We start from the raw sequence: 21310 nt of genomic DNA, 5'->3' as shown, positions 1-21310 counted from the left end.
CGCGCAATGAGCTGTTGCTTTAAAACAGGTGCACGAACAGGAAAAGGAGGGAGGCGCCATGCCGGAACTGCCGGAAGTGGAAACGATCCGCCGCACGCTGTTGCCGCTTGTCGCTGGCAAAACGATTGAAGAGGTGCGGGTGTTTTGGCCGAATATCATTCGTCATCCGCAAGACCCGGCGGCGTTTGCTGCCAGGCTGGCCGGGCAGACGGTGCGCGGCATCGATCGGCGCGGGAAATTTTTGAAATTTTTGCTTGACCGGGATATGCTCATCTCCCATTTGCGCATGGAGGGGCGCTACGCGGTCGCCCAGTCCGATGAGCCGCTTGAACCGCATACGCACATTGTGTTTCGTTTTACAGACGGCAGTGAGCTTCGTTATCGCGATGTACGCAAATTCGGAACCATGCACGTGTACGCGAAAGAGGAAGCAGACTGCCGGCCGCCGCTCGCTCAATTAGGGCCGGAACCGCTGTCCCCAGCGTTTTCTCCGGCGGTGTTGGCCGCAAAAGCGGCGAAAACAAAGCGGACGGTGAAAGCGTTGTTGCTTGATCAAACGGTCGTGGCCGGGTTTGGCAACATTTATGTCGACGAAGCGCTGTTTCGCGCCGGCATTCTCCCTGGACGGCCGGCTGCTTCGCTGACGGATGAAGAACTTGCACGGTTGCACGAAGAAATGGTAGCGACGATCGGCGAGGCGGTCATGAAAGGGGGAAGCACGGTGCGCACGTATGTGAATACGCAAGGAGAAGCCGGAATGTTCCAGCATCACCTGTTCGTATACGGCCGCAAAGGGGAGCCGTGCAAACGGTGCGGCACCCCGATTGAGAAAATGGTTGTCGCCGGCCGCGGCACGCATTATTGCCCGCGTTGCCAACGCTAGGCAGCAGACAAAAAAGGAGGGGTGCCGAATGGCATTCACGATCGGATTAACCGGTGGAATTGCGAGCGGCAAAAGTACGGTCAGCGCGATGATGCGCGAGCTCGGCCTTCCGGTCATCGATGCGGATGAGGCGGCGCGCGCCGTCGTCCGCCCGGGGGAGGAGGCGTACCGGCAAATCGTCGCTGCATTCGGTCCGGGCATTTTGCGGGCGGACGGCGAAATCGACCGAGCCAAACTCGGGGCGATCGTCTTTAACGACGAACAACAGCGGAAAGTGCTCAACGCCATCGTTCACCCAGCGGTGCGGAAAAAAATGCTGGCTGAAAAAGAAGCGCACATCCGCTCCGGAGCGAAGACCGTCGTCCTAGATATTCCGCTGTTATTTGAAAGCGGGCTGACTCATTGGGTGGATAAAGTGCTTGTTGTGTACGTCGACGATGACGTTCAGCTCCGCCGGCTCATGGCGCGCAACGGTTTCACCGAAGAGGAAGCGCTCGCCCGCATCCGCTCCCAGTGGCCGATGGCGGAAAAAGTGAAACGGGCCGATGCGGTGATTGACAACAACGGGACGATCGAAGAGACACGCCGGCAGTTGCTGGCCATTTTGCATCAATGGGACGCCTTGGGAAAATAGGCGTCTTTTTTGCTGCGTTTTATTGATTTTGCTCTCCGTATTTCACAAAAATATGATATACTATTTATGTGGATTAAAATAAATAGTATAACATATATGAGAAGGGAACAAGGTGAATGAAGGCGAAAGTGGCGATTAACGGATTCGGACGAATTGGACGGATGGTATTCCGGAGAGCCATCAATCCTCCCGACCTTGAAATTGTGGCGGTGAATGCTAGCTATCCGCCGGAAACGTTAGCCCATTTGGTGAAATACGACTCCAACCACGGCAAATTCGACGGCGATGTCGCCGCTTTGGAAGACGGATTGCTTGTCAACGGCAAAAAGGTGGAATTGCTGAACTCGCGCGACCGCAACAATTGCCGTGGAAAGAGCTTGATATTGATATTGTGATTGAAGCGACCGGCAAATTTAACTTCCCTCCGAAAGAAGTCTCCTACTTCTAAACGTGAAGGTGCGCCAGCACCAGTGAAAGTGGGAGATGAATTTCGGTTGGCGTTAGCCAACGAATATGATAGAATATGGCTAGAACGGACACCTTCGGAACGAAGGGAAGCGTAAAGGGTTCTTGTGTGTGGCTTACCGTTCAGCGAACACACACAAGTCGCTTGAAGCCCCCACCTCTAAGCGAAGTGTAGGTGGTGGGTAGTTCACAAGGAAAGCTTCATGGCATGGCGTTGCGCGTTCCGACGCCGAACGTGTCGCTTGTCGATTTGGTCGTTGACGTCAAGCGGGATGTGACGGTCGAGGAAGTGAACGAAGCTCTTCTCCGCGCAGCCAATGGTCCGCTGAAAGGCATTTTGGATTTCACGATGGAGCCGCTTGTGTCGATCGATTTCAACACGAACCCGCATGAACCCGCATTCGGCGATCATTGACGGTTTGTCGACAATGGTGATTGACGGCCGGAAAGTGAAAGTGCTCGCCTGGTACGACAACGAGTGGGGCTATTCGTGCCGCGTCGTCGACTTGGCCAGCCTTGTCGCCGCCAAAATGAATGAGCGTCTTCATGTGAGCGCTTAAGCAGTTTTTCTTCCAATCTCGCAATCGTGAAAAGATGCGCAAAGCGTCCGATCCGCCCGTGTGGCGGTGTGGGCGCTTTTTCCTTTTGGCATGCGAAAAATTAAAAAAGCCTGTTGCAAAAACCCCCTAAACAAAGTATACTATGTTTCGTGAACTTCTTAACGGCAAAGGTAATGTGACTACTTAAAGGGTTAGGACCTCTTAGGACTAACTTTCCCCCGTGGTAGTTATACATGCCATTTTGCAACCTACAAATCTGTTTTTTATTTGAGAAAATTGGTTAAAAGGGGGACTTTCGCATGGATACGATGGGTCGTCACGTTATCTCGGAACTTTGGGGATGCGACTTTGACAAACTGAACGATATGGACTTTATTGAAAAAACGTTTGTAGACGCCGCATTAAAATCGGGAGCGGAAATTCGCGAAGTCGCGTTCCATAAATTCGCTCCGCAAGGCGTAAGCGGGGTCGTCATTATTTCCGAATCCCATTTAACGATTCATACGTTTCCGGAACACGGCTATGCCAGCATTGATGTGTATACATGCGGCCATTTAGACCCGACCATCGCCGCGGATTACATCGCCGAAAAGCTTGGCGCGCAAACGCGGGAAACGATTGAGCTGCCGCGCGGCATGCGCCCGATTGAAGTGAAAAAGGCGCACGCGCTGTAATTCCATAACAACGGAAGCAAAAGGAGCGTAAACAGGACGCTCCTTTTTTTACGCTTTCGGCGGTGCCATGGCGGCCAAAATCATGGTATGATGGTGAAAAAAAGAACGATTAGGGAGACGTGGCTATGAGCATGTGGAAAAAGTTGAAGTATGCGTTGACGAACCATTGCGAAACGCGGGAAAACCATGAGGACGCCGAGCTCCGGAGCCATTACTACAAAGCGGCCCACCGCGCTGTCATCGACGCGGTGAAAGAGCTGCTCGCTTCGCTGCCTGACGCCGAGCTGCTTTCCGTTTCCGAAGAGCGCGGCGAGCTTTGCGCCCAAACGCGGCGCGGCCCCAAGCTGTTTATCGTCGCCACCGTCATTTCCGTCCGCCCGTTTGAAACGGCGGTGGACTTTTCGGTGACGACCGAGACAAAGTTCTTGCCGTTTGATTTTGGCCGCAGCCGGGCGGTCATCCTTGAGTTATACCGGAAGCTTGACGGCCGCCTGCCGTATATCGGTTCTGGCCTCAATAGCTGACTATGGCTTGTCTGCCATCTGCCATTCCGGTATGATAGAAGATAAGAAGAGGAACGGAGTGGATGTTATGCGATGTCCGTCATGCCATCACCAAGGCACGCGCGTGCTTGACTCGCGCCCGGCCGAAGAAGGCCGCTCGATTCGCCGCCGGCGCGAGTGCGAACAATGCCACTATCGATTTACGACGTTTGAGCGGGTCGAGGAACCGCCGCTGATTGTCGTCAAAAAAGAAGGGACGCGCGAGGAGTTCAGCCGGGAAAAAATTTTGCGCGGTTTGATCAAAGCGTGTGAAAAACGGCCGGTGGCGCTTGAGCAATTGGAAAAAGTGACGCAGGAAATCGAGCGCGAGCTGCGCAGCCAAGGTGTATCGGAAGTAAAAAGCGAAACGATCGGCGAAATGGTCATGGAGCGGCTGTCGCGCATCGATGAGGTGGCCTATGTCCGCTTCGCTTCCGTCTATCGGCAGTTTAAAGATATCAACGTATTTATCGAAGAGCTAAAAGAGCTGATTAAAAAAGGACAACGGTAAAAGGGCTCGGGCGGGAATGCGGCAGGCCCTTTTTTCAGCTTATTTTTCGGCCGGGAAGGCGAGAGGTGGATGGAAACGAATATGGCAGAATGGAAGGTCGGAGCGATGCCACACCATTGGAAAGAGTTGTTGGCCGTTGATCGGTATATGGTGCAAAGCCGCACTGCGCTGCACGATGCGGACCGAAAAGTGTTGACTATGCTGTATCAGCCGCTGATCGGCCATCGTGCGCTCGCCTTATATATGACGCTTTGGGGGGAGCTCGAGCTGCTTGGCGGCCGGGAAGCGAACCACCATCGGCTTATGGCGCTCATGCAGTGCGGCCTGCCGGACATTTACAGCGAGCGGCTGAAGCTCGAAGGCATCGGGCTGCTGAATACGTACGTCCACGCCCCCGAGGCGGAAGAGCCGAAGCAGTTTGTGTATGAGCTGCGCCCGCCGCTGGCGCCGGATCAATTTTTCCGCGACGAAATGCTCGGCGTCTTTTTGTACCGGCAAGTCGGCCGTCATATGTTTGCCCAGCTGAATGACTGTTTTGCCTGCCCGGTTGTGGATGAGACAAAGTTCACCCGGGTGACGCGCGCGTTTTCGGACGTATTTTCGTCCGTTCATGCTGAACAAATCGTCGCGGGATTCAATGAAGAGGCCGGGCGCGAGCTCGAGCCGCCGGATGGAAAAGTGCACATGGGGCGGGACGAGGCGTCGTATGCGCTCGATGACGGCGTGTTTGATTTTGAGCTGTTTTTTGCCGGCTTGTCGAAACAGATGGTGCCGCGCCGGGCCGTAACCGCGAAAGTGAAAGAAGCGATCAAAAAGTTGGCATTTTTGTACGGCATCCCGCCGCTGGAAATGCAAAAAATTGTCCTCGGCGTCATCGATCCGGCATACGAGATTGACATTGACGCCCTGCGCCGGGCGGCCCGGGAGTGGTATGAGATCGAGCACGGCGGCGCCGCCCCGCGCCTTGTCGAACGGGTGCAGCCGCTCGCTTACCGGACGATGGAATACATCGAGCCACGCACAAAAGAGGAGGCGTTGATGAAGCAGCTCGAGACGATCTCCCCGCGCCAGCTTCTGAAGGAAATTTCCGGGGGAGCGGAGCCGTCGCTCGCCGATTTGCAATTGATCGAAGATATTATGTTTCAACAGCAGCTTCTTCCGGGCGTCGTCAATGTGCTGATTTATTACGTCATGCTGCGGACGAATATGAAACTATCGAAAAAATATGTCGAGAAAATCGCCAGCCATTGGGCGCGCAAAAAGGTGCGCACCGTCAAAGAGGCGATGGAGCTGGCTAAAGAGGAAGCAAAGACGTACCAAAACTGGGCGAATGAAAAAGAAAAAGGGACGCGGACAGTGCGCAAAGTCGTGCGCACTGAAATCGTCCCCGACTGGCTGAACATGGATTACAGCCAACCGGATGATGACGACTTTGATGTGGAACAGGCGCGCAAAGAGCTCGAGGAACGGCTGAAAAAATACCGTGATGGATCGTAGGTGTAAAGGCGATGGAACGAGTAAATCAACTGTTGCAGCGGCTGTTCGGAAACGAAGGGTTCCGGCGGCGCTATGAACAAATGCGGCGCTATATTTTGACGCATCCGGACGTGCAGCCGTTTTTGCAGGCGCACGAGCAGCAGCTGTCGCGCGATGCGGTGGACCGAAGTTTAATGAAGCTGTACGAATTTATCGAGCAACATGGCCATTGCCGCCAGTGCCCAGGGCTCGAGCAATGCCCAAATATGTTGCCGGGGTATCATCCGAACTTGGTGGTCGCCGGCGGGCGAATTGACGTTGAATACGACCGCTGCCCGAAAAAAGTGCAAGATGATGAACGGAGAAGGCAGGAAGCGCTCATTCAAAGCATGTTCGTGCCGCGGGAAATTTTGCAAGCTTCGCTGTCGGATGTGGATCTTAGCGACGATGGGCGCATTAAAGCCATCCAGTTTGCAGAGAAGTTCGTGACGGAGTACGAGCCGGGGAAAAAAATGAAAGGATTGTACTTGTACGGGTCGTTCGGCGTCGGCAAAACGTATTTGCTCGGGGCGATCGCCAATGAACTGGCGAAACGGAACATTCCGTCGCTCATCGTCTATGTGCCGGAGCTGTTTCGAGAGCTGAAGCATTCATTGCAAGATCAGACGATGAACGAAAAGCTCGATTATGTGAAAAAAGTGCCGGTGCTCATGCTCGATGACCTTGGAGCGGAGGCGATGTCGAGCTGGGTGCGCGACGATGTGCTCGGCCCAATTTTGCAATACCGGATGTTTGAAAATTTGCCGACCTTTTTCACCTCCAACTTTGATATGAAGCAGCTCGCCCACCATTTGACGTATTCGCAGCGCGGCGAGGAAGAAAAAGTGAAAGCCGCCCGCATTATGGAGCGGATCCGCTCACTCGCGCACCCGGTTGAAATTACCGGGCCAAACCGCCGCGAATGATGGATAAGCGGTCAAACGGCGCGCTTACGGCGTCCCCTGACGCAAGGGGGCGCCGTTTTTCTGCGCTGGGGCGGAAAGGATGCATTCTCCGTCAGCCGCCAAGGAGCGGGGCATCTTGGCGAATGAACCCGTTGCGAATGTCTGTGCGCTCCGTCCGCCGCAGCCGCCGAGCGGCGCATCCCTGTAGGCGGGAAACGTTGGACGTTTTGCGCTTTTTTAGTCTAAACAGCTGATTGTCCCCATATATATAAACCAAGTGTTGATCTCGGAGAAGGGGGGACAGCGGGTGATCGAAATCCATTTTGACAAGGCAAGCGAGGCGGAGAAACTGTTTTGGCTGCTGAATGAACGGAAACGGGATGCCTGTCCGCTGTTTCACGCCGCTTACGACGGAAACAAGATCGTGGCGGTTTACATATACGGCGATGAGAAGCACGTGCTCGAGACGTATATCATACCAGCCATGACTGCATTTGTGCAGTCTGTCCTCGAAGACCGGCTGTTGTTGTCGATCATTTCCGGTGTCTTTTATTTTCGCGACCGCGAGGAACAGCAGCAAATTTTGGCGCTCGCCCATTCGTTTTTGGACGGTGAACGGCGCGATTATCAGAAAGGGGCGGAGTTTGCTGCTTCGCGCATGGCGCTGCTGCGCGAGGCGTGCGCTTCGTTTTTTCGCGACGGGCTGTCCTTCTCGTTTTCGTCGTTTGTCACCTTTCGGCTGAAGCCGTACATCGAGCGGCTTGAACATTATGTCGGGCTCGCGATTGACGAGTACAAATTGGAGCAAGAGTATCAAACTTTCGTGCAAATGCTGCGCGAATGCCTGGTTGGCCGGACGCCGCAATGGCCGCGCCTGTATTTGGTGCACGACCCGCCGCACTTCGTGTTTTACGACCGCCACCGCCGCGAGCTGTCGGCGGCGGAAGTGAAACGGCTGATCGACCGCCATCTCGTCGTCAGCCAGCCGATGTATATCGATTCTTCGGTGCTCGCGCCGCTTGTCTCGCTTGCTCCGGCGGAAATTGAGCTGTATACCGACCACCCGGATGACGGCATGGTGCAGACGCTGCAAAACGTGTTTCAAGAGCGGCTTCGCCTCCGCCGCCGCGCTGATTTTTCCCGCTTGTTTGTCGCCAGCGCCGGAAATGGGGAAGAATCTTGATTTTTCTTTTCGGTTCCGCTATAATATCGTACATAAATAACCGCATAGACAAGCGATGACGAGGATATGGGTGCATTTTTACGGTTTCCAGAGAGGGAAGGCGGCGGCTGGAACCTTCCTAACACGAAAAATGCGCTTACCCCCTCAGAGCTGCGGCAGCGAACGGAGCGCCCAGTAGTTGCCGCCGGTGGCTAGCCGTTATTGTTGTTGAGCCATGGCGTTGTGTTGCCATGGGAAGAAGGGTGGAACCACGACGAAAACTCGTCCCTTTTGAGGGAGGAGTTTTTTTCTTTTTTAATTATGACAAAGGAGTGATTGCCGATGCCAGACATGATTCGCATCACGTTCCCGGACGGAGCGCAAAAGGAGTTTGCGAGCGGGACATCGACCGAAGACATCGCCGCGTCGATCAGTCCGGGGCTGAAGAAAAAAGCGATCGCCGGGAAACTGAACGGCCGGTTCGTCGATTTGCGCACGCCGCTTCATGAGGACGGCGAGCTGGTGATTATCACCCAAAATATGCCAGAGGCGCTTGATATTTTGCGCCATAGCGCCGCCCATTTAATGGCGCAGGCGATCAAACGGCTGTATCGCAACGTCAAGCTCGGCGTCGGACCCGTTATTGAAAACGGCTTCTACTATGATATCGATATGGAGCATAAGCTGACGCCGGACGATTTGCCGAAAATTGAGGCGGAAATGCGCAACATTGTCAAAGAAAACTTGGATATCGTCCGCAAAGAAGTGAGCCGTGAAGAAGCTATCCGGCTGTATGAAGAAATCGGCGATGAGTTGAAGCTCGAGTTGATCGCTGATATTCCGGAAGGCGAGACGATTTCCATTTACGAGCAAGGCGAGTTTTTCGACCTTTGCCGCGGCGTGCACGTGCCGTCGACCGGCAAGATCAAAGAATTCAAGCTGCTCAGCATCTCGGGGGCCTACTGGCGCGGTGACAGCAACAACAAAATGCTGCAGCGCATTTACGGGACAGCGTTTTTCAAGAAGGAAGATTTGGAGCGCTATCTGCATCTTCTCGAAGAGGCAAAGGAGCGCGACCACCGCAAATTAGGAAAAGAGCTTGAGCTGTTTGCGACGTCGCAAAAAGTCGGGCAAGGCTTGCCGCTTTGGCTGCCGAAGGGGGCGACGATCCGCCGGATCATTGAACGGTATATCGTCGACAAAGAAATCGAGCTTGGCTATGACCATGTGTATACGCCGGTGCTCGGCAGCGTCGAGCTGTACAAAACGTCAGGACACTGGGACCATTACAAAGAAAACATGTTCCCGCCGATGGAAATGGACAATGAACAGCTTGTGCTGCGTCCGATGAACTGCCCGCACCATATGATGATTTACAAAAGCAAGCTGCACAGCTACCGTGAGCTGCCGATTCGCATCGCCGAACTTGGCACGATGCACCGCTACGAAATGTCCGGAGCGCTTACCGGCTTGCAACGCGTCCGCGGCATGACGCTTAATGACGCCCATATTTTCGTGCGCCCTGACCAAATCAAAGACGAGTTTAAACGTGTCGTCAACTTGATTTTAGAAGTATACAAAGATTTCGGGCTTGACGAGTACTCGTTCCGCTTGTCATACCGCGATCCGCATGACAAAGAAAAATATTACGACGACGATGAAATGTGGGAAAAAGCGCAACGAATGCTGCGCGAAGCGATGGACGAGCTTGGTCTCGACTACTATGAGGCTGAAGGGGAAGCGGCGTTTTACGGGCCGAAGCTCGATGTGCAAGTGCGCACGGCGCTCGGCAAAGACGAAACGCTCTCAACGGTGCAGCTCGACTTCCTCTTGCCGGAACGTTTTGACCTTACGTACATCGGCGAAGACGGGAAGCCGCACCGCCCGGTTGTCATCCACCGCGGCGTCGTCTCGACGATGGAGCGGTTTGTCGCGTTCTTGATCGAAGAATACAAAGGCGCGTTCCCGACATGGCTCGCCCCGGTTCAAGTCAAGGTGATCCCGGTGTCGCCGGAGGCGCACCTCGATTACGCCTATGACGTGCAGCGGACGCTGAAAGAACGCGGCTTCCGCGTTGAAGTCGACGAGCGCGACGAAAAAATCGGCTACAAAATCCGCGAAGCGCAAATGCAAAAAATCCCGTACATGCTCGTTGTCGGCGACAAAGAGGCGGCCGAGCGAGCGGTCAACGTCCGACGCTACGGCGAAAAAGAGAGCCGGACGATGGGGCTTGATGAATTTGCTGCCTTGTTAGCGGAAGACGTGCGGGAAAAACGGGCGAAATAAGGAACGACCTATGGCGGTCCGACGCGTTTCGGACCGCTTTTTTTCGCGCGCAGGCGGAGGCTGGAGCGCATTGTTGCGGTCAACTGAAAATTTTCTCTTGCTAACGAAGTGAGAATCCATTATAATAAAGGACGTTGTGTTTATCAAGAGCCGCTCCTTGACATGCCATCGCCAAGGTGGTATAGTGTATAAAGTGGAATGATTGCTTGTTTGTAACGAAAGCAGAAGCGCCCGCTTCTCACCTGACCGACGCTAAGAAGGCTGTTGGCAGGTTGTTACGGTTCGCCAACTTTTTGTCCGAACGTCGTGCGCGGGTGCTTTGTGCATCCGCGCTTTTTCGTTGAGAGCGGGCTCTGCCGGCAAACAAGCCAGTTGGAAAAAACCTTGGAGGTGGCTCATTATTAGCAAAGATTTCATTATCAACGAGCAAATTCGTGCCCGGGAAGTGCGCTTGATCGATCAAAACGGCGACCAACTTGGCATCAAGTCGAAGCAGGAAGCGCTCGAAATTGCGGCGAGACGCAACTTGGACCTCGTGCTTGTGGCGCCGAACGCCAAACCGCCTGTTTGCCGCATCATGGATTACGGGAAATTCCGCTTCGAGCAGCAGAAGAAAGAAAAAGAAGCGCGCAAAAAGCAAAAGGTCATCAATGTGAAAGAAGTGCGCCTCAGCCCAACGATCGAGGAGCATGACTTCAACACGAAACTGCGCAACGCGCGCAAGTTTTTGGAAAAAGGCGATAAAGTGAAAGCGACGATCCGCTTCAAAGGACGGGCGATCACCCATAAAGAAATCGGACAGCGCGTCCTTGACCGCTTATCGGAAGCGTGTGCCGACATCGCGGTCGTCGAAACGGCGCCGAAAATGGACGGGCGCAACATGTTTCTCGTGCTCGCACCGAAAAACGACAACAAGTAAGGAGGAAACTGTGATGCCAAAAATGAAAACTCACCGCGGCTCGGCGAAACGGTTCAAAAAGACGGCGAGCGGCAAATTGAAACGCGGCCATGCGTATACGAGCCACTTGTTTGCCAATAAAACGAAAAAACAAAAGCGTCATCTCCGCAAAGCGACGCTTGTCTCGCCTGGCGATTTCAAACGCATTCGCCAAATGCTCGACAACTTGAAATAACGACCGACTATAGGAGGGAACGATTATGCCACGCGTAAAAGGTGGACCAGTGACGCGCAGACGTCGCAAAAAAGTATTGAAGCTTGCGAAAGGCTATTTCGGCGCGAAACACGCGTTATATAGAGTTGCGAACCAGCAAGTGATGAAATCGCTCATGTATGCGTATCGCGACCGCCGTCAACGGAAGCGCGATTTCCGCAAACTGTGGATTGTCCGCATCAACGCGGCGGCTCGCCAAAATGGCTTGTCCTACAGCCGTTTGATGCACGGCTTGAAGCTGGCCGGCGTGGAAGTGAACCGGAAAATGCTCGCCGACTTGGCGGTGAACGATCAAGCCGCGTTCGCCCAACTCGCCGACTTGGCGAAAGCGAATTTGAATAAATAACAACGATGGCCATCCTTGATCAGGATGGCCATTTTCTTATCAAGGAAAGGGATCGATATGGTACAATACGGAATAGCGATCAATCTTCTTGCCTTTTTTATGATGGGGCTCGACAAACAAAAAGCGAAACGCCGCCGCTTTCGCACCGCTGAGCGGACGCTTTGGCTGCTGGCGTTTGCGGGCGGGGCCATCGGTGCGGCAGCTGGAATGTACACGTTTCGCCATAAAACGCGCCATCGGGCTTTTGGCTATGGCTTGCCGCTGTTGGTAGCGGTGGAGCTGTTTCTCTATTGGCGATGGATGAGGTAGAAAGGGGAGGAAAGAATGAATTGGCCTTTGCTTTACGATATGCAGCGCATGTTGGATCGGCGCATTGAAACGGAGCATGGCTTGATGGAGGAAGATTTGTTTGCCCGCAAGCAGCTCGCCTTTCTTGTGGAGCTGGGTGAACTCGCGAATGAGACGCGTTGCTTTAAATTTTGGAGCATCAAACCGCCCGCGCCAGCCGAGCGAGTGCTTGAGGAATATGTGGACGGCTTGCATTTTTTATTGTCGCTCGGGCTGGAGTGCGGCTTGTTTTATGAAGAAAACGAAGCTCCGTCGGCGGGACGGCCGCTTGTCGAGCAGTTTCTTGCCGTGTTTCGCGCCGCCGAGCGGTTCGGGGAGACGAGAGCGCGAGGGGAATATGATGCGCTGTTTGCGGAGTATTGGCGGCTTGGCGTGGCGCTCGGTTTTTCTTCCGATGACATCGAGGCGGCGTATCGGCGGAAAAATGAAGTGAACCACAAGCGGCAAAACGAGCGCTATTGATCTTTTTTTGGATGGCGAATGATTCATTTTGCCAATCGTCAGCCTTTTCAAGTATAATAAAAAAGTGGACAAAACCGGAAAGGAGTACCAAGATGGCGAAGTTGGACGAAACGTTGACGATGCTGAAAGCGCTGACCGATGCGAAAGGCGTCCCGGGCAATGAGCGGGAAGCGCGCGATGTGATGAAGACATACATAGCTCCGTATGCGGATGAAGTGACAACGGATGGCCTCGGCAGCTTGATTGCCAAAAAAGAAGGGAAATCGGGCGGGCCGAAAGTGATGATCGCCGGCCATTTGGATGAAGTCGGCTTTATGGTGACGCAAATCGACGACAAAGGATTCATCCGCTTCCAAACGCTTGGCGGATGGTGGAGCCAAGTGATGCTCGCCCAGCGCGTGACGATCGTGACGAAAAAAGGCGACATCACCGGCGTCATCGGTTCGAAGCCGCCGCACATTCTGCCGCCGGAGGCGCGCAAAAAACCGGTGGAAATCAAAGATATGTTCATCGACATCGGCGCGACAAGCCGCGAGGAAGCGATGGAGTGGGGCGTCCGCCCGGGCGATATGATCGTGCCGTATTTTGAATTTACGGTATTGAACAATGAAAAAATGCTGCTCGCGAAAGCATGGGACAACCGGATTGGCTGTGCGGTCGCCATCGATGTGCTCAAGCAGCTGAAAGGCGTCGACCATCCAAACACGGTATACGGCGTCGGCACGGTGCAGGAAGAAGTCGGCTTGCGCGGCGCGCGCACGGCCGCCCAATTCATTCAGCCGGATATCGCCTTTGCGGTGGATGTCGGCATTGCCGGCGATACACCGGGCGTGTCGGAAAAAGAAGCGATGGGCAAACTCGGCGCCGGCCCGCACATCGTCCTGTACGACGCGACGATGGTGTCGCACCGCGGCTTGCGCGAATTCGTCATCGAAGTGGCGGAAGAGCTGAACATTCCGTACCATTTTGATGCCATGCCGGGCGGCGGTACGGATGCGGGAGCGATTCATTTAACGGGCATCGGCGTTCCGTCGCTCACGATCGCCATCCCGACGCGCTACATCCACTCGCACGCCGCCATTTTGCATCGCGACGACTACGAGAACACGGTCAAGCTGCTTGTCGAAGTGATCAAACGGCTTGACGCCGACAAAGTGAAACAACTGACGTTTGACGAATAAAAACACCGGCCAATTCGGCCGGTGTTCGTCATTGTTTAACCGCCTGCTCGAGCGTGGTGAGCATCATGTCTTTTTGCTGTTCATTGGCGTGCGTCCAAATGGCTTCAAAGAGGACGCCGAGGCCGGGCAAATATTTTTCCTCGCCACGCTGGATCGCGTCCTCGATTGTATTCTCGAGCTGTTCTTTCGAGTTGTTGGCGACGTTGTGCATAATGGCTTTCCGCAAGTTCAAATCCATTTGTCTCACCTCATTGGCCGTATTATACACCGTTATCGTTTGCCAATGGCGGCGGATTTATACATGGAGCGGCTCTCGTATATGGTATAAATAGAGGAAAAACTAGACCGAAATGAGTGATGGCGACGATGGACGAGAAACCGAGCGGCCGGCGTACGGAACGGAACGAGCCTGGCTTTGTGAAGGAACTTGGCTTTGGTCGTGAAAGATGACAACGGCACACATTTTGTTATAATCAAATGAAGAAACTTGTGAGGTGACGACACAATGGAAAAAGCGACATTCGCCGGCGGCTGCTTTTGGTGCATGGTGACGCCGTTTGAGGAGCTTGACGGCATTTACGGCATCGTCTCCGGCTATACGGGCGGGCATGTCGAAAACCCAACATACGAGCAAGTGAAAACCGGCACGACCGGCCATTACGAAGCGGTGCAAATCACGTTTGACCCGGACGTCTTTCCGTATGAGCGGCTGTTGGAGCTGTATTGGTGTCAAATCGACCCGACCGATGACGGCGGCCAGTTTCACGACCGCGGGCCGCAATATCGGACGGCGATTTTTTACCATAACGAAAAACAGCGCCAGCTCGCCGAGCAGTCAAAGCGGGCGCTCGAGGAAAGCGGGCGCTTCTCGAAGCCGATTGTAACGAAAATTTTGCCGGCGACGACGTTTTACCCGGCGGAAGAGTATCATCAAAACTACCATAAGAAAAATCCGGAGCATTACAAGCAAGACCGCGCCGCGTCCGGGCGCGACGAGTTTATCGCCAAACATTGGGGGACGAAACGGTGAAGCGGATCGAATCGCCGAAAAATGCGCGCGTCAAACAATGGAAAAAGCTGCAGACCAAAAAAGGGCGCGATGAGACCGGATTGTTTTTGCTTGAAGGGTTTCATCTTGTCGAAGAGGCTGTAAAAAGCCGAGCGCCGCTTGTTGAGCTGATGGTGGACGAGCGGACAGCCATCCCGCCCGGCTGGGACGTCAGCGTCCCGGTTGTGATCGTGACCGAAGCGGTGATGAAGGCGATCAGCAGCACGGAGACGCCGCAAGGCATCGCCGCGGTGTGCCGACAGCTACCGGCCGAGCTTGAAGGCGTGAAGACCGCCTTGCTCATTGACGCCGTGCAAGACCCGGGCAATCTCGGGACGATGATTCGCACCGCCGATGCCGCCGGGATCGATGCTGTCATCCTTGGCGAAGGGTGCGCCGATGTGTACAATCCGAAAGTCGTGCGGGCGACGCAAGGGTCGCTGTTTCATCTTCCGGTTGTCAAAGGCGATTTGGCGCAATGGATCGCGCGTTTCAAGGAGCAGGGCATTCCGGTGTACGGAACGGCCTTGGAGAATGCCGTTGATTACCGCACCGTTCCGCCTTCGTCTTCCTTCGCCTTGCTCGTCGGCAATGAAGGAAGCGGCGTCCGGCGCGAATGGCTCGAGATGACGACGGAAACCATCTACATCCCGATTTACGGCCAAGCCGAGTCGCTGAATGTCGCCGTCGCGGCCGGAATTTTGCTTTATTCCTTGCAGGCGGTGCGGTAAACGATGAGCTGCGCAAAGAAATTTCGGCCTGACCTTGCCTTTGCCGTTTTCTTTGCGTATAATAAATAGCGACATTTTCCATACGGACAACAACGATGACGGAGAAAAGTAGCTTGCCGCTCGCCATCCAGGGAGAAAACGCCGGAGACTGGGAGCGTTTTTATGGCCGACGCAAGTGAAGTTCACCTCCCGAGTTGGCACCGGGACCATCCCAAAAGGGGATGTAAAGGTGTTCCGGCTTTCGGCCGTTATCGCAATGAAGCGAACAGCACATTTGTGCTGTTAACAAGGGTGGTACCGCGAGCAACAACTCGTCCCTTACCGGGGGCGGGTTTTTTATTTTGGATAGAGGAGGGACTTAAGTGAAAGAACGGCTGTACGAGCTGAAGCAAGAAGCGCTTCGCCGAATCGATGAGGCGAAAGACGTCAAAGCACTGAATGACGTGCGCGTCGCTTACTTGGGCAAAAAAGGGCCGATCACCGAAGTGCTGCGCGGCATGGGGGCATTGCCGCCGGAAGAGCGCCCGAAACTCGGCGCGCTGGCCAATGAAGTGAGAGCGGCGATTCAGCAGGCGCTCGAGGCGAAACAAGCGAAACTGGAACAGGAGGAAGTCGAGCGGAAGCTGGCCGCCGAAGCGATCGATGTGACGCTGCCGGGACGACCTGTGAGTCTTGGCAATCCCCATCCGCTGACACGCGTCATTGAAGAAATTGAAGATTTGTTTATCGGCATGGGCTATACGGTCGCCGAAGGGCCGGAAATCGAGACCGACTATTACAACTTTGAGGCGCTCAATTTGCCAAAAGGCCACCCGGCCCGCGATATGCAAGATTCGTTTTACATCACGGAGGAGATTTTGCTTCGCACCCACACATCGCCGATGCAGGCGCGGACGATGGAAAAACACCGCGGGCGCGGCCCGGTGAAAATCATTTGTCCGGGCAAAGTGTACCGCCGCGATACGGACGATGCGACGCATTCGCACCAGTTTACGCAAATTGAAGGATTGGTTGTGGACCGGAACATCCGGATGAGCGATTTGAAAGGGACGCTGCGCGAATTTGCCCGCAAGCTGTTCGGGGAAGGGCGCGACATCCGCTTCCGGCCGAGCTTTTTCCCGTTCACCGAGCCGTCGGTCGAAGTCGATGTGTCCTGCTTCCGATGCGAAGGGCGGGGCTGCGGCGTCTGCAAAGGCACCGGCTGGATCGAAATTTTAGGAGCCGGCATGGTGCATGCGAACGTGCTTGAGATGGCCGGCTTTGATTCGAAAACGTACACCGGCTTTGCGTTCGGCATGGGGCCGGAGCGGATCGCGATGCTGAAGTACGGCATTGACGACATCCGTCATTTCTATCAAAACGATCTACGTTTCTTGCGGCAATTTTTGCGTGTGTAACAGAAAAAGGAGGGGTTTTCCATGCTCGTGTCTTACCGTTGGCTGAGCGAGTACGTCGATTTGACGGGGGTCACCGCCGCGGAACTCGCTGATCGCATCACGAAAAGCGGCATTGAAGTCGAGCGGGTTGAGGCGCTCGACCGCGGGATGAACGGCGTCGTCATCGGCCATGTGCTCGAGTGCGAGCCGCATCCGAACGCGGATAAACTGCGGAAATGCCTCGTTGACCTTGGCGAAGGCGAGCCGGTGCAAATCATTTGCGGCGCCCCGAACGTCGCCAAAGGGCAAAAGGTCGCCGTCGCCAAAGTCGGGGCGGTGCTGCCGGGCAATTTCAAAATCAAACGGGCGAAGCTGCGCGGGGAAGAATCGAACGGAATGATTTGTTCGCTCCAAGAGCTCGGCGTCGAAACGAAAGTCGTGCCGAAAGAGTATGCAGACGGCATTTTCGTCTTTCCGAGCGATGCGCCGGTCGGCGCCGATGCACTGGAATGGCTCGGCTTGCACGATGAAGTGCTCGAACTGTCTTTGACGCCCAATCGCGCCGACTGTTTAAGCATGATCGGCGTCGCCTATGAAGTCGCGGCCATTCTCGGACGTGAAGTAAAGTTGCCGAAAGCGGCGGTCAAAGAAACGAACGAAAACGTTCACGACTACATTTCCGTCCGCGTCGAGGCGCCGGAAGACAACCCGCTGTACGCCGGGCGGATTGTGAAAAACGTCCGGATCGGCCCGTCGCCTCTTTGGATGCAAGCGCGTTTGATGGCGGCCGGCATTCGCCCGCACAACAACGTCGTCGACATTACGAACTACATTTTGCTTGAGTACGGCCAGCCGCTTCATGCGTTTGACTACGACCGCCTCGGTTCGAAGGAGATTGTCGTCCGCCGTGCAAAAGCGGGCGAAACGATCATCACCCTTGATGATGTCGAGCGGAAGCTGACGGAAGAACATCTCGTCATCACCAACGGCCGCGAGCCGGTCGCCTTAGCCGGCGTGATGGGCGGGGCGAATTCGGAAGTGCGCGACGACACGACGACCGTGTTCATTGAAGCGGCGTACTTTACAAGCCCGGTCATCCGCCAAGCGGTGAAAGACCACGGGCTGCGCAGCGAAGCGAGCACTCGGTTTGAAAAAGGCATCGATCCGGCGCGGACGAAAGAAGCACTCGAGCGCGCCGCGGCGTTGATGGCCGAATACGCCGGCGGCGAGGTCGTCGGCGGCGTCGTGGAAGCGAGCGTGTGGCGCCAAGACTCAGTGGTGGTGACGGTCACGCTCGAACGCATCAACGGCGTCCTCGGCACGGCGATGTCGAAAGAGGAAGTGGCCGTGATTCTTTCGAATTTGCAATTTCCGTTCACAGGAGACAACGGAACGTTTACGATCGATGTCCCGTCGCGTCGGCGCGACATTGCGATTGAAGAAGACATCATCGAGGAAGTGGCGCGCCTGTATGGCTACGACCGTCTGCCGGCGACGCTGCCGGTGGCGGAGGCGAAGCCGGGCGGACTCACGCCGCATCAGGCGAAGCGCCGCCGCGTCCGACGCTATTTGGAAGGGGCGGGCTTGTTCCAAGCCATCACGTATTCGCTCACGAGCCCGGACAAAGCGGCGCGCTTTGCGCTTGAGACGGCCGAATTGGTCCGCTTGGCGCTGCCGATGAGCGAAGAGCGGAGCGTTTTGCGGCAAAGCTTAATTCCGCATCTGCTTGAAGCGGCGAGCTACAACCGCGCCCGCCAAGTCGAGAACGTCGCCTTGTACGAAATCGGCTCTGTCTACTTGTCCAAAGGAGAAGGCGTCCAACCAGCGGAAAAAGAGCGCCTCGCCGGCGTTCTCACCGGCTTATGGCACGCCCATTTATGGCAAGGAGAGAAAAAGGCCGTTGATTTTTACGTTGCCAAAGGCATTTTGGACGGCTTGTTCGACTTGTTTGGACTCGCCGCCCGCATCGAGTACAAGCCGGCCAAGCGCGCCGATTTGCATCCGGGACGGACGGCGGAGATTGCGCTTGACGGCAAGGTGATCGGCTTTGTCGGCCAGCTCCATCCGGCCGTGCAAAAAGAGTACGATTTAAAAGAAACGTACGTGTTCGAGCTCGCCTTGACCGATCTGTTGAACGCCGAAAGCGAAGCGATCCGCTACGAGCCGATTCCGCGCTTCCCGTCGGTCGTGCGCGACATCGCCTTGGTCGTTGACGAAATGGTCGAAGCCGGCGCCTTGAAGCAGGCGATCGCCGAAGCCGGGAAACCGCTTGTCAAAGACGTCTCCCTCTTTGACGTCTACCAAGGCGAGCGCCTGCCGGCCGGGAAAAAATCGCTCGCCTTCTCGCTCCGCTTCTATGATCCGGAGCGGACGCTCACGGATGAAGAAGTCACGGCCGTCTATGAGCGGGTATTGGCGGCGGTCGAGCAGCAATTTGGCGCCGTGTTGCGCGGGTAAAACGAAAAGCTGTTCCGAAAGCGATGGACTTTTGGAACAGCTTTTTTTGATGAGAGCTCGTTTTCAAACAGATTCAGAAAACGAAAGATGCTAACAAAGGTGGATGCCCTGTCAGCCGCGTTCAGCTATAATGCGCCCGGTTTGCGACACATCGTACCCGCCGAGCGCTTCGAGTTCGGCGCGGAACGAATCGGAGCGGAGCACGTCGAGCACGGAAGCGATGAGCGATTCATTCTCCGGCGTCCGCAGCATGACGACATCATACTGTTCGTTCATTAGCGGAATGAACTCGACGCCGGCCATTCGCGCCACCTTTTCCGTGCCGATGCCGACATCGGCGAGACCTGACACCACCGCGGAGGCGACGCTCAAATGGCTTGTTTCCTCGCGTTCATAGCCGCGAATGGCGGACGGCGACAATCCATGCAGGCGCAGCTGTTCATCTAACAGGACGCGCGCCCCGGCCCCTTTCTCCCGATTGACGATCACGACGTCGCTCCTTCCTAAGTCGCGCCACGTTTGAATGCTGCGAGGATTGCCTTTTGACACATAAAATCCAATCGGCCGGCGCATGACGTTCACCATGATGTACGCATGGCCTGTCAACAGCTTTTCCACATACGGACGGTTGTACTCGCCTGTCTGCCCGTCAAACAAATGCACGCTGACGATGTCGCATTGCCCTTTATACAGGGCGATCAGCCCATTGAGGCTGCTCGTGTAGGTGCGGAGCGATTGATAAGGGCCGTTTTTTTCCAGATGGACGCCAAGCAAATCGAGCGCCGCATCTTGGCCGCTGATGATGATGGGGCGAACGGCGGCTTCGACCGGCCGTGAAACGGCGGAAGAAACGGGGCTTGTCTCCCCTTTTTGCTCGTCGATGTACCGGCGAAGATCATCCGCGGTAATCCGCATTTGCCGCCCGACGCGAAAGGCGGGCAGCTTCCCTTTTTTCACTAAATCGTACACCGTTAGTTTAGACACTTTTAATAAGGAAGCGATTTCTTCAATCGTGTATGACTGCGGCTCCGTCATCATGCCATCCTCCTTTCTTTCATTGTAGCGCAAAGAACGCATGGGGAAAAATTTTTCTTTCCCAACTACTTATTATTATTTATAATTAGATATCATTACATATAAAAAGATAAGGGGGAGACAGATGCGAAAAATCGCATGGCTTGCCGTATTGCTCTTGCTGTTCGGCTTGTATGGCTGCGACAGCGGCTCAAAAGAGGGGAAGGGGCAAACGAAATCGGCGGATAAAGTGGAGCTCACCGTCTCCGCCGCCGCTAGTCTGCAAGAAGCGCTGGAAGAAGCGAAAACGGCGTTTGAACGAAAGCATCCGAACATCCGCATCCAATACAATTTCGGTGCGTCGGGCGCGTTGCAAAAGCAAATTTCCGAAGGGGCGCCGGTCGATCTTTTCTTTTCGGCGGCCGCTGAGCCGTTTGAAAAATTGAAAGCAGAAGGGTTGATCGATTCCAAACACGAAAAAACAGTGCTGGCGAACGAACTCGTCCTCATTGCGCCAAAACAAGGGGAAGGAGCGGTTCAGTCGCTCGATGACATCATCCGTGCCAAACGGATCGCCATCGGCATCCCCGAATCGGTGCCGGCCGGCATGTACGCGAAACAAACGTTGGAGAAGGCGGGGCTGTGGGAGAAGGTGGCACCGAAGCTCGTGTACGCGAAAGACGTTCGCCAAGTGTTGACGTATGTGGAAACCGGCAATGTCGACGCCGGATTTGTGTACCGGACGAACGCGCTTGCCTCGGAGAACGTCAATATCGTCGCTGCAGTGCCAAGCGGCATGCACGACCCGATCGTCTATCCGCTTGGTGTCGTCAAGACGAGCAAACATCTCAAGGAGGCGCAACAGTTTTACTCGTATTTGACAAGCGGTCCAGCGCTGCAAATGTTCGAAGAGCACGGATTTCGCCGCGCCCGCTAGAAGACTGGTGGGCGGGTAAAAATACCGCTGAATCCTGTCTTTTCTCAACTAGAGAAGCCTAGCACAATCAGCCTTCTTTTTTGGCAAAATGCCGCCTGTTT

At 55.0% G+C, this 21310-nt stretch carries 22 protein-coding genes, 2 pseudogenes and 2 other annotated features; of the genes and pseudogenes, 22 read left to right on the top strand and 2 right to left on the bottom strand.

The features are described 5' to 3' along the window. Positions 1–58: 58 nt before the first annotated feature. The 17 genes and pseudogenes from mutM (at position 59) to NSQ51_RS12520 (ending at position 13646) form a co-directional block, all read left to right on the top strand. Positions 59–883, top strand: coding sequence for a DNA-formamidopyrimidine glycosylase (gene mutM / locus NSQ51_RS12600; protein ID WP_033014418.1), 825 nt, complete (start codon positions 59–61; stop codon positions 881–883). A 28-nt stretch (positions 884–911) separates the two neighbouring features. Then, the gene (gene coaE, locus NSQ51_RS12595; protein ID WP_033008536.1) at positions 912–1517 is read left to right on the top strand and encodes a dephospho-CoA kinase; all 606 of its coding nucleotides are present in this window, start codon (positions 912–914) and stop codon (positions 1515–1517) included. Between the two features lie 116 nt (positions 1518–1633). After that, positions 1634–1935, top strand: a pseudogene (locus NSQ51_RS12590) (glyceraldehyde 3-phosphate dehydrogenase NAD-binding domain-containing protein); the annotation flags it as partial. A 240-nt stretch (positions 1936–2175) separates the two neighbouring features. Continuing rightward, positions 2176–2542, top strand: a pseudogene (locus NSQ51_RS12585) (type I glyceraldehyde-3-phosphate dehydrogenase); the annotation flags it as partial. 299 nt (positions 2543–2841) lie between these two features. Further along, positions 2842–3216 carry an adenosylmethionine decarboxylase gene (gene speD / locus NSQ51_RS12580; RefSeq protein WP_033008533.1) on the top strand — a complete coding sequence of 125 codons (375 nt, stop codon included), beginning with the start codon at positions 2842–2844 and terminating at the stop codon, positions 3214–3216. 125 nt (positions 3217–3341) lie between these two features. Continuing rightward, positions 3342–3740, top strand: a complete 399-nt coding sequence (locus NSQ51_RS12575) for a hypothetical protein (protein ID WP_033008532.1) — start codon at positions 3342–3344, stop codon at positions 3738–3740. A gap of 67 nt (positions 3741–3807) precedes the next feature. After that, positions 3808–4269 carry a transcriptional regulator NrdR gene (gene nrdR, locus NSQ51_RS12570; protein ID WP_033008531.1) on the top strand — a complete coding sequence of 154 codons (462 nt, stop codon included), beginning with the start codon at positions 3808–3810 and terminating at the stop codon, positions 4267–4269. Positions 4270–4374: 105 nt separating this feature from the next. Next, entirely contained in the window at positions 4375–5766 is a 1392-nt protein-coding gene (locus tag NSQ51_RS12565; RefSeq protein ID WP_121649960.1) for a replication initiation and membrane attachment family protein, read from the top strand. Between the two features lie 11 nt (positions 5767–5777). Next, entirely contained in the window at positions 5778–6710 is a 933-nt protein-coding gene (gene dnaI, locus NSQ51_RS12560) for a primosomal protein DnaI (RefSeq protein WP_033010808.1), read from the top strand. 286 nt (positions 6711–6996) lie between these two features. Further along, entirely contained in the window at positions 6997–7872 is an 876-nt protein-coding gene (gene ytxC, locus NSQ51_RS12555; RefSeq protein WP_049624980.1) for a putative sporulation protein YtxC, read from the top strand. 321 nt (positions 7873–8193) lie between these two features. Continuing rightward, positions 8194–10137, top strand: coding sequence for a threonine--tRNA ligase (gene thrS, locus NSQ51_RS12550; protein WP_049626418.1), 1944 nt, complete (start codon positions 8194–8196; stop codon positions 10135–10137). A gap of 213 nt (positions 10138–10350) precedes the next feature. After that, positions 10351–10482 (top strand) — a sequence feature (ribosomal protein L20 leader region). Then, positions 10478–11056: a translation initiation factor IF-3 gene (gene infC, locus NSQ51_RS12545; protein ID WP_080706499.1), complete on the top strand. Its 579-nt coding sequence runs from the start codon at positions 10478–10480 to the stop codon at positions 11054–11056. Its footprint overlaps the feature before it by 5 nt. 13 nt (positions 11057–11069) lie before the next feature. Continuing rightward, positions 11070–11270 carry a 50S ribosomal protein L35 gene (rpmI, locus tag NSQ51_RS12540; RefSeq protein WP_011232191.1) on the top strand — a complete coding sequence of 67 codons (201 nt, stop codon included), beginning with the start codon at positions 11070–11072 and terminating at the stop codon, positions 11268–11270. Between the two features lie 25 nt (positions 11271–11295). Then, positions 11296–11655, top strand: a complete 360-nt coding sequence (gene rplT / locus NSQ51_RS12535) for a 50S ribosomal protein L20 (RefSeq protein WP_011232190.1) — start codon at positions 11296–11298, stop codon at positions 11653–11655. Between the two features lie 57 nt (positions 11656–11712). After that, positions 11713–11964, top strand: coding sequence for a DUF1294 domain-containing protein (locus NSQ51_RS12530; protein ID WP_049624978.1), 252 nt, complete (start codon positions 11713–11715; stop codon positions 11962–11964). 15 nt (positions 11965–11979) lie between these two features. After that, the gene (locus NSQ51_RS12525) at positions 11980–12465 is read left to right on the top strand and encodes a dUTP diphosphatase (RefSeq protein WP_011232188.1); all 486 of its coding nucleotides are present in this window, start codon (positions 11980–11982) and stop codon (positions 12463–12465) included. A 92-nt stretch (positions 12466–12557) separates the two neighbouring features. After that, positions 12558–13646, top strand: coding sequence for a M42 family metallopeptidase (locus NSQ51_RS12520; RefSeq protein WP_011232187.1), 1089 nt, complete (start codon positions 12558–12560; stop codon positions 13644–13646). Positions 13647–13674: 28 nt separating this feature from the next. Here NSQ51_RS12520 and sspI read toward each other — a convergent pair whose 3' ends face one another. Continuing rightward, the gene (sspI, locus tag NSQ51_RS12515) at positions 13675–13884 is read right to left on the bottom strand and encodes a small acid-soluble spore protein SspI (RefSeq protein WP_015375579.1); all 210 of its coding nucleotides are present in this window, start codon (positions 13882–13884) and stop codon (positions 13675–13677) included. A gap of 267 nt (positions 13885–14151) precedes the next feature. Here sspI and msrA point away from each other — a divergent pair, with 267 nt between their 5' ends. From msrA to pheT, 4 genes are all read left to right on the top strand, one after another. Continuing rightward, on the top strand, positions 14152–14676 hold the full coding sequence (gene msrA, locus NSQ51_RS12510) for a peptide-methionine (S)-S-oxide reductase MsrA (protein WP_013144533.1): 525 nt from the start codon (positions 14152–14154) through the stop codon (positions 14674–14676). Continuing rightward, positions 14673–15425 (top strand): RNA methyltransferase, encoded by a 753-nt coding sequence (locus NSQ51_RS12505; protein ID WP_049624977.1) that lies wholly within the window; start codon positions 14673–14675, stop codon positions 15423–15425. Before msrA ends, NSQ51_RS12505 begins: the two co-directional genes overlap by 4 nt. 86 nt (positions 15426–15511) lie before the next feature. Further along, positions 15512–15747: a binding site (T-box leader), on the top strand. Positions 15748–15787: 40 nt separating this feature from the next. Next, a complete protein-coding gene (gene pheS, locus NSQ51_RS12500; RefSeq protein WP_049626574.1) occupies positions 15788–16822 on the top strand; it encodes a phenylalanine--tRNA ligase subunit alpha in 1035 nt (344 codons plus the stop codon). A gap of 21 nt (positions 16823–16843) precedes the next feature. Next, a complete protein-coding gene (gene pheT / locus NSQ51_RS12495) occupies positions 16844–19258 on the top strand; it encodes a phenylalanine--tRNA ligase subunit beta (RefSeq protein WP_055358670.1) in 2415 nt (804 codons plus the stop codon). Positions 19259–19369: 111 nt separating this feature from the next. On the opposite strand, the gene NSQ51_RS12490 is transcribed toward pheT, so the two are convergent. Next, positions 19370–20293, bottom strand: a complete 924-nt coding sequence (locus tag NSQ51_RS12490) for a helix-turn-helix transcriptional regulator (RefSeq protein WP_121649958.1) — start codon at positions 20291–20293, stop codon at positions 19370–19372. Between the two features lie 124 nt (positions 20294–20417). Here NSQ51_RS12490 and modA point away from each other — a divergent pair, with 124 nt between their 5' ends. Continuing rightward, entirely contained in the window at positions 20418–21209 is a 792-nt protein-coding gene (modA, locus tag NSQ51_RS12485; RefSeq protein WP_049626572.1) for a molybdate ABC transporter substrate-binding protein, read from the top strand. Positions 21210–21310: the final 101 nt, after the last annotated feature.

This window comes from Geobacillus sp. FSL K6-0789, assembly GCF_038593135.1.
Classification (GTDB): domain Bacteria; phylum Bacillota; class Bacilli; order Bacillales; family Anoxybacillaceae; genus Geobacillus; species Geobacillus stearothermophilus.
This window is presented reverse-complemented; position numbering and strand designations above follow the sequence as displayed.

Excerpts from the sequence above, each read along its gene's own strand:
- mutM (WP_033014418.1), top strand. The coding sequence starts at position 59 with ATGCCGGAACTGCCGGAAGTGGAAACGATCCGCCGCACGCTGTTGCCG.
- coaE (WP_033008536.1), top strand. The coding sequence starts at position 912 with ATGGCATTCACGATCGGATTAACCGGTGGAATTGCGAGCGGCAAAAGT.
- speD (WP_033008533.1), top strand. The coding sequence starts at position 2,842 with ATGGATACGATGGGTCGTCACGTTATCTCGGAACTTTGGGGATGCGAC.
- NSQ51_RS12575 (WP_033008532.1), top strand. The coding sequence starts at position 3,342 with ATGAGCATGTGGAAAAAGTTGAAGTATGCGTTGACGAACCATTGCGAA.
- nrdR (WP_033008531.1), top strand. The coding sequence starts at position 3,808 with ATGCGATGTCCGTCATGCCATCACCAAGGCACGCGCGTGCTTGACTCG.
- NSQ51_RS12565 (WP_121649960.1), top strand. The coding sequence starts at position 4,375 with ATGCCACACCATTGGAAAGAGTTGTTGGCCGTTGATCGGTATATGGTG.
- dnaI (WP_033010808.1), top strand. The coding sequence starts at position 5,778 with ATGGAACGAGTAAATCAACTGTTGCAGCGGCTGTTCGGAAACGAAGGG.
- thrS (WP_049626418.1), top strand. The coding sequence starts at position 8,194 with ATGCCAGACATGATTCGCATCACGTTCCCGGACGGAGCGCAAAAGGAG.
- rpmI (WP_011232191.1), top strand. The coding sequence starts at position 11,070 with ATGCCAAAAATGAAAACTCACCGCGGCTCGGCGAAACGGTTCAAAAAG.
- rplT (WP_011232190.1), top strand. The coding sequence starts at position 11,296 with ATGCCACGCGTAAAAGGTGGACCAGTGACGCGCAGACGTCGCAAAAAA.
- NSQ51_RS12530 (WP_049624978.1), top strand. The coding sequence starts at position 11,713 with ATGGTACAATACGGAATAGCGATCAATCTTCTTGCCTTTTTTATGATG.
- NSQ51_RS12525 (WP_011232188.1), top strand. The coding sequence starts at position 11,980 with ATGAATTGGCCTTTGCTTTACGATATGCAGCGCATGTTGGATCGGCGC.
- NSQ51_RS12520 (WP_011232187.1), top strand. The coding sequence starts at position 12,558 with ATGGCGAAGTTGGACGAAACGTTGACGATGCTGAAAGCGCTGACCGAT.
- sspI (WP_015375579.1), bottom strand. The coding sequence starts at position 13,884 with ATGGATTTGAACTTGCGGAAAGCCATTATGCACAACGTCGCCAACAAC.
- msrA (WP_013144533.1), top strand. The coding sequence starts at position 14,152 with ATGGAAAAAGCGACATTCGCCGGCGGCTGCTTTTGGTGCATGGTGACG.
- pheT (WP_055358670.1), top strand. The coding sequence starts at position 16,844 with ATGCTCGTGTCTTACCGTTGGCTGAGCGAGTACGTCGATTTGACGGGG.
- NSQ51_RS12490 (WP_121649958.1), bottom strand. The coding sequence starts at position 20,293 with ATGACGGAGCCGCAGTCATACACGATTGAAGAAATCGCTTCCTTATTA.
- modA (WP_049626572.1), top strand. The coding sequence starts at position 20,418 with ATGCGAAAAATCGCATGGCTTGCCGTATTGCTCTTGCTGTTCGGCTTG.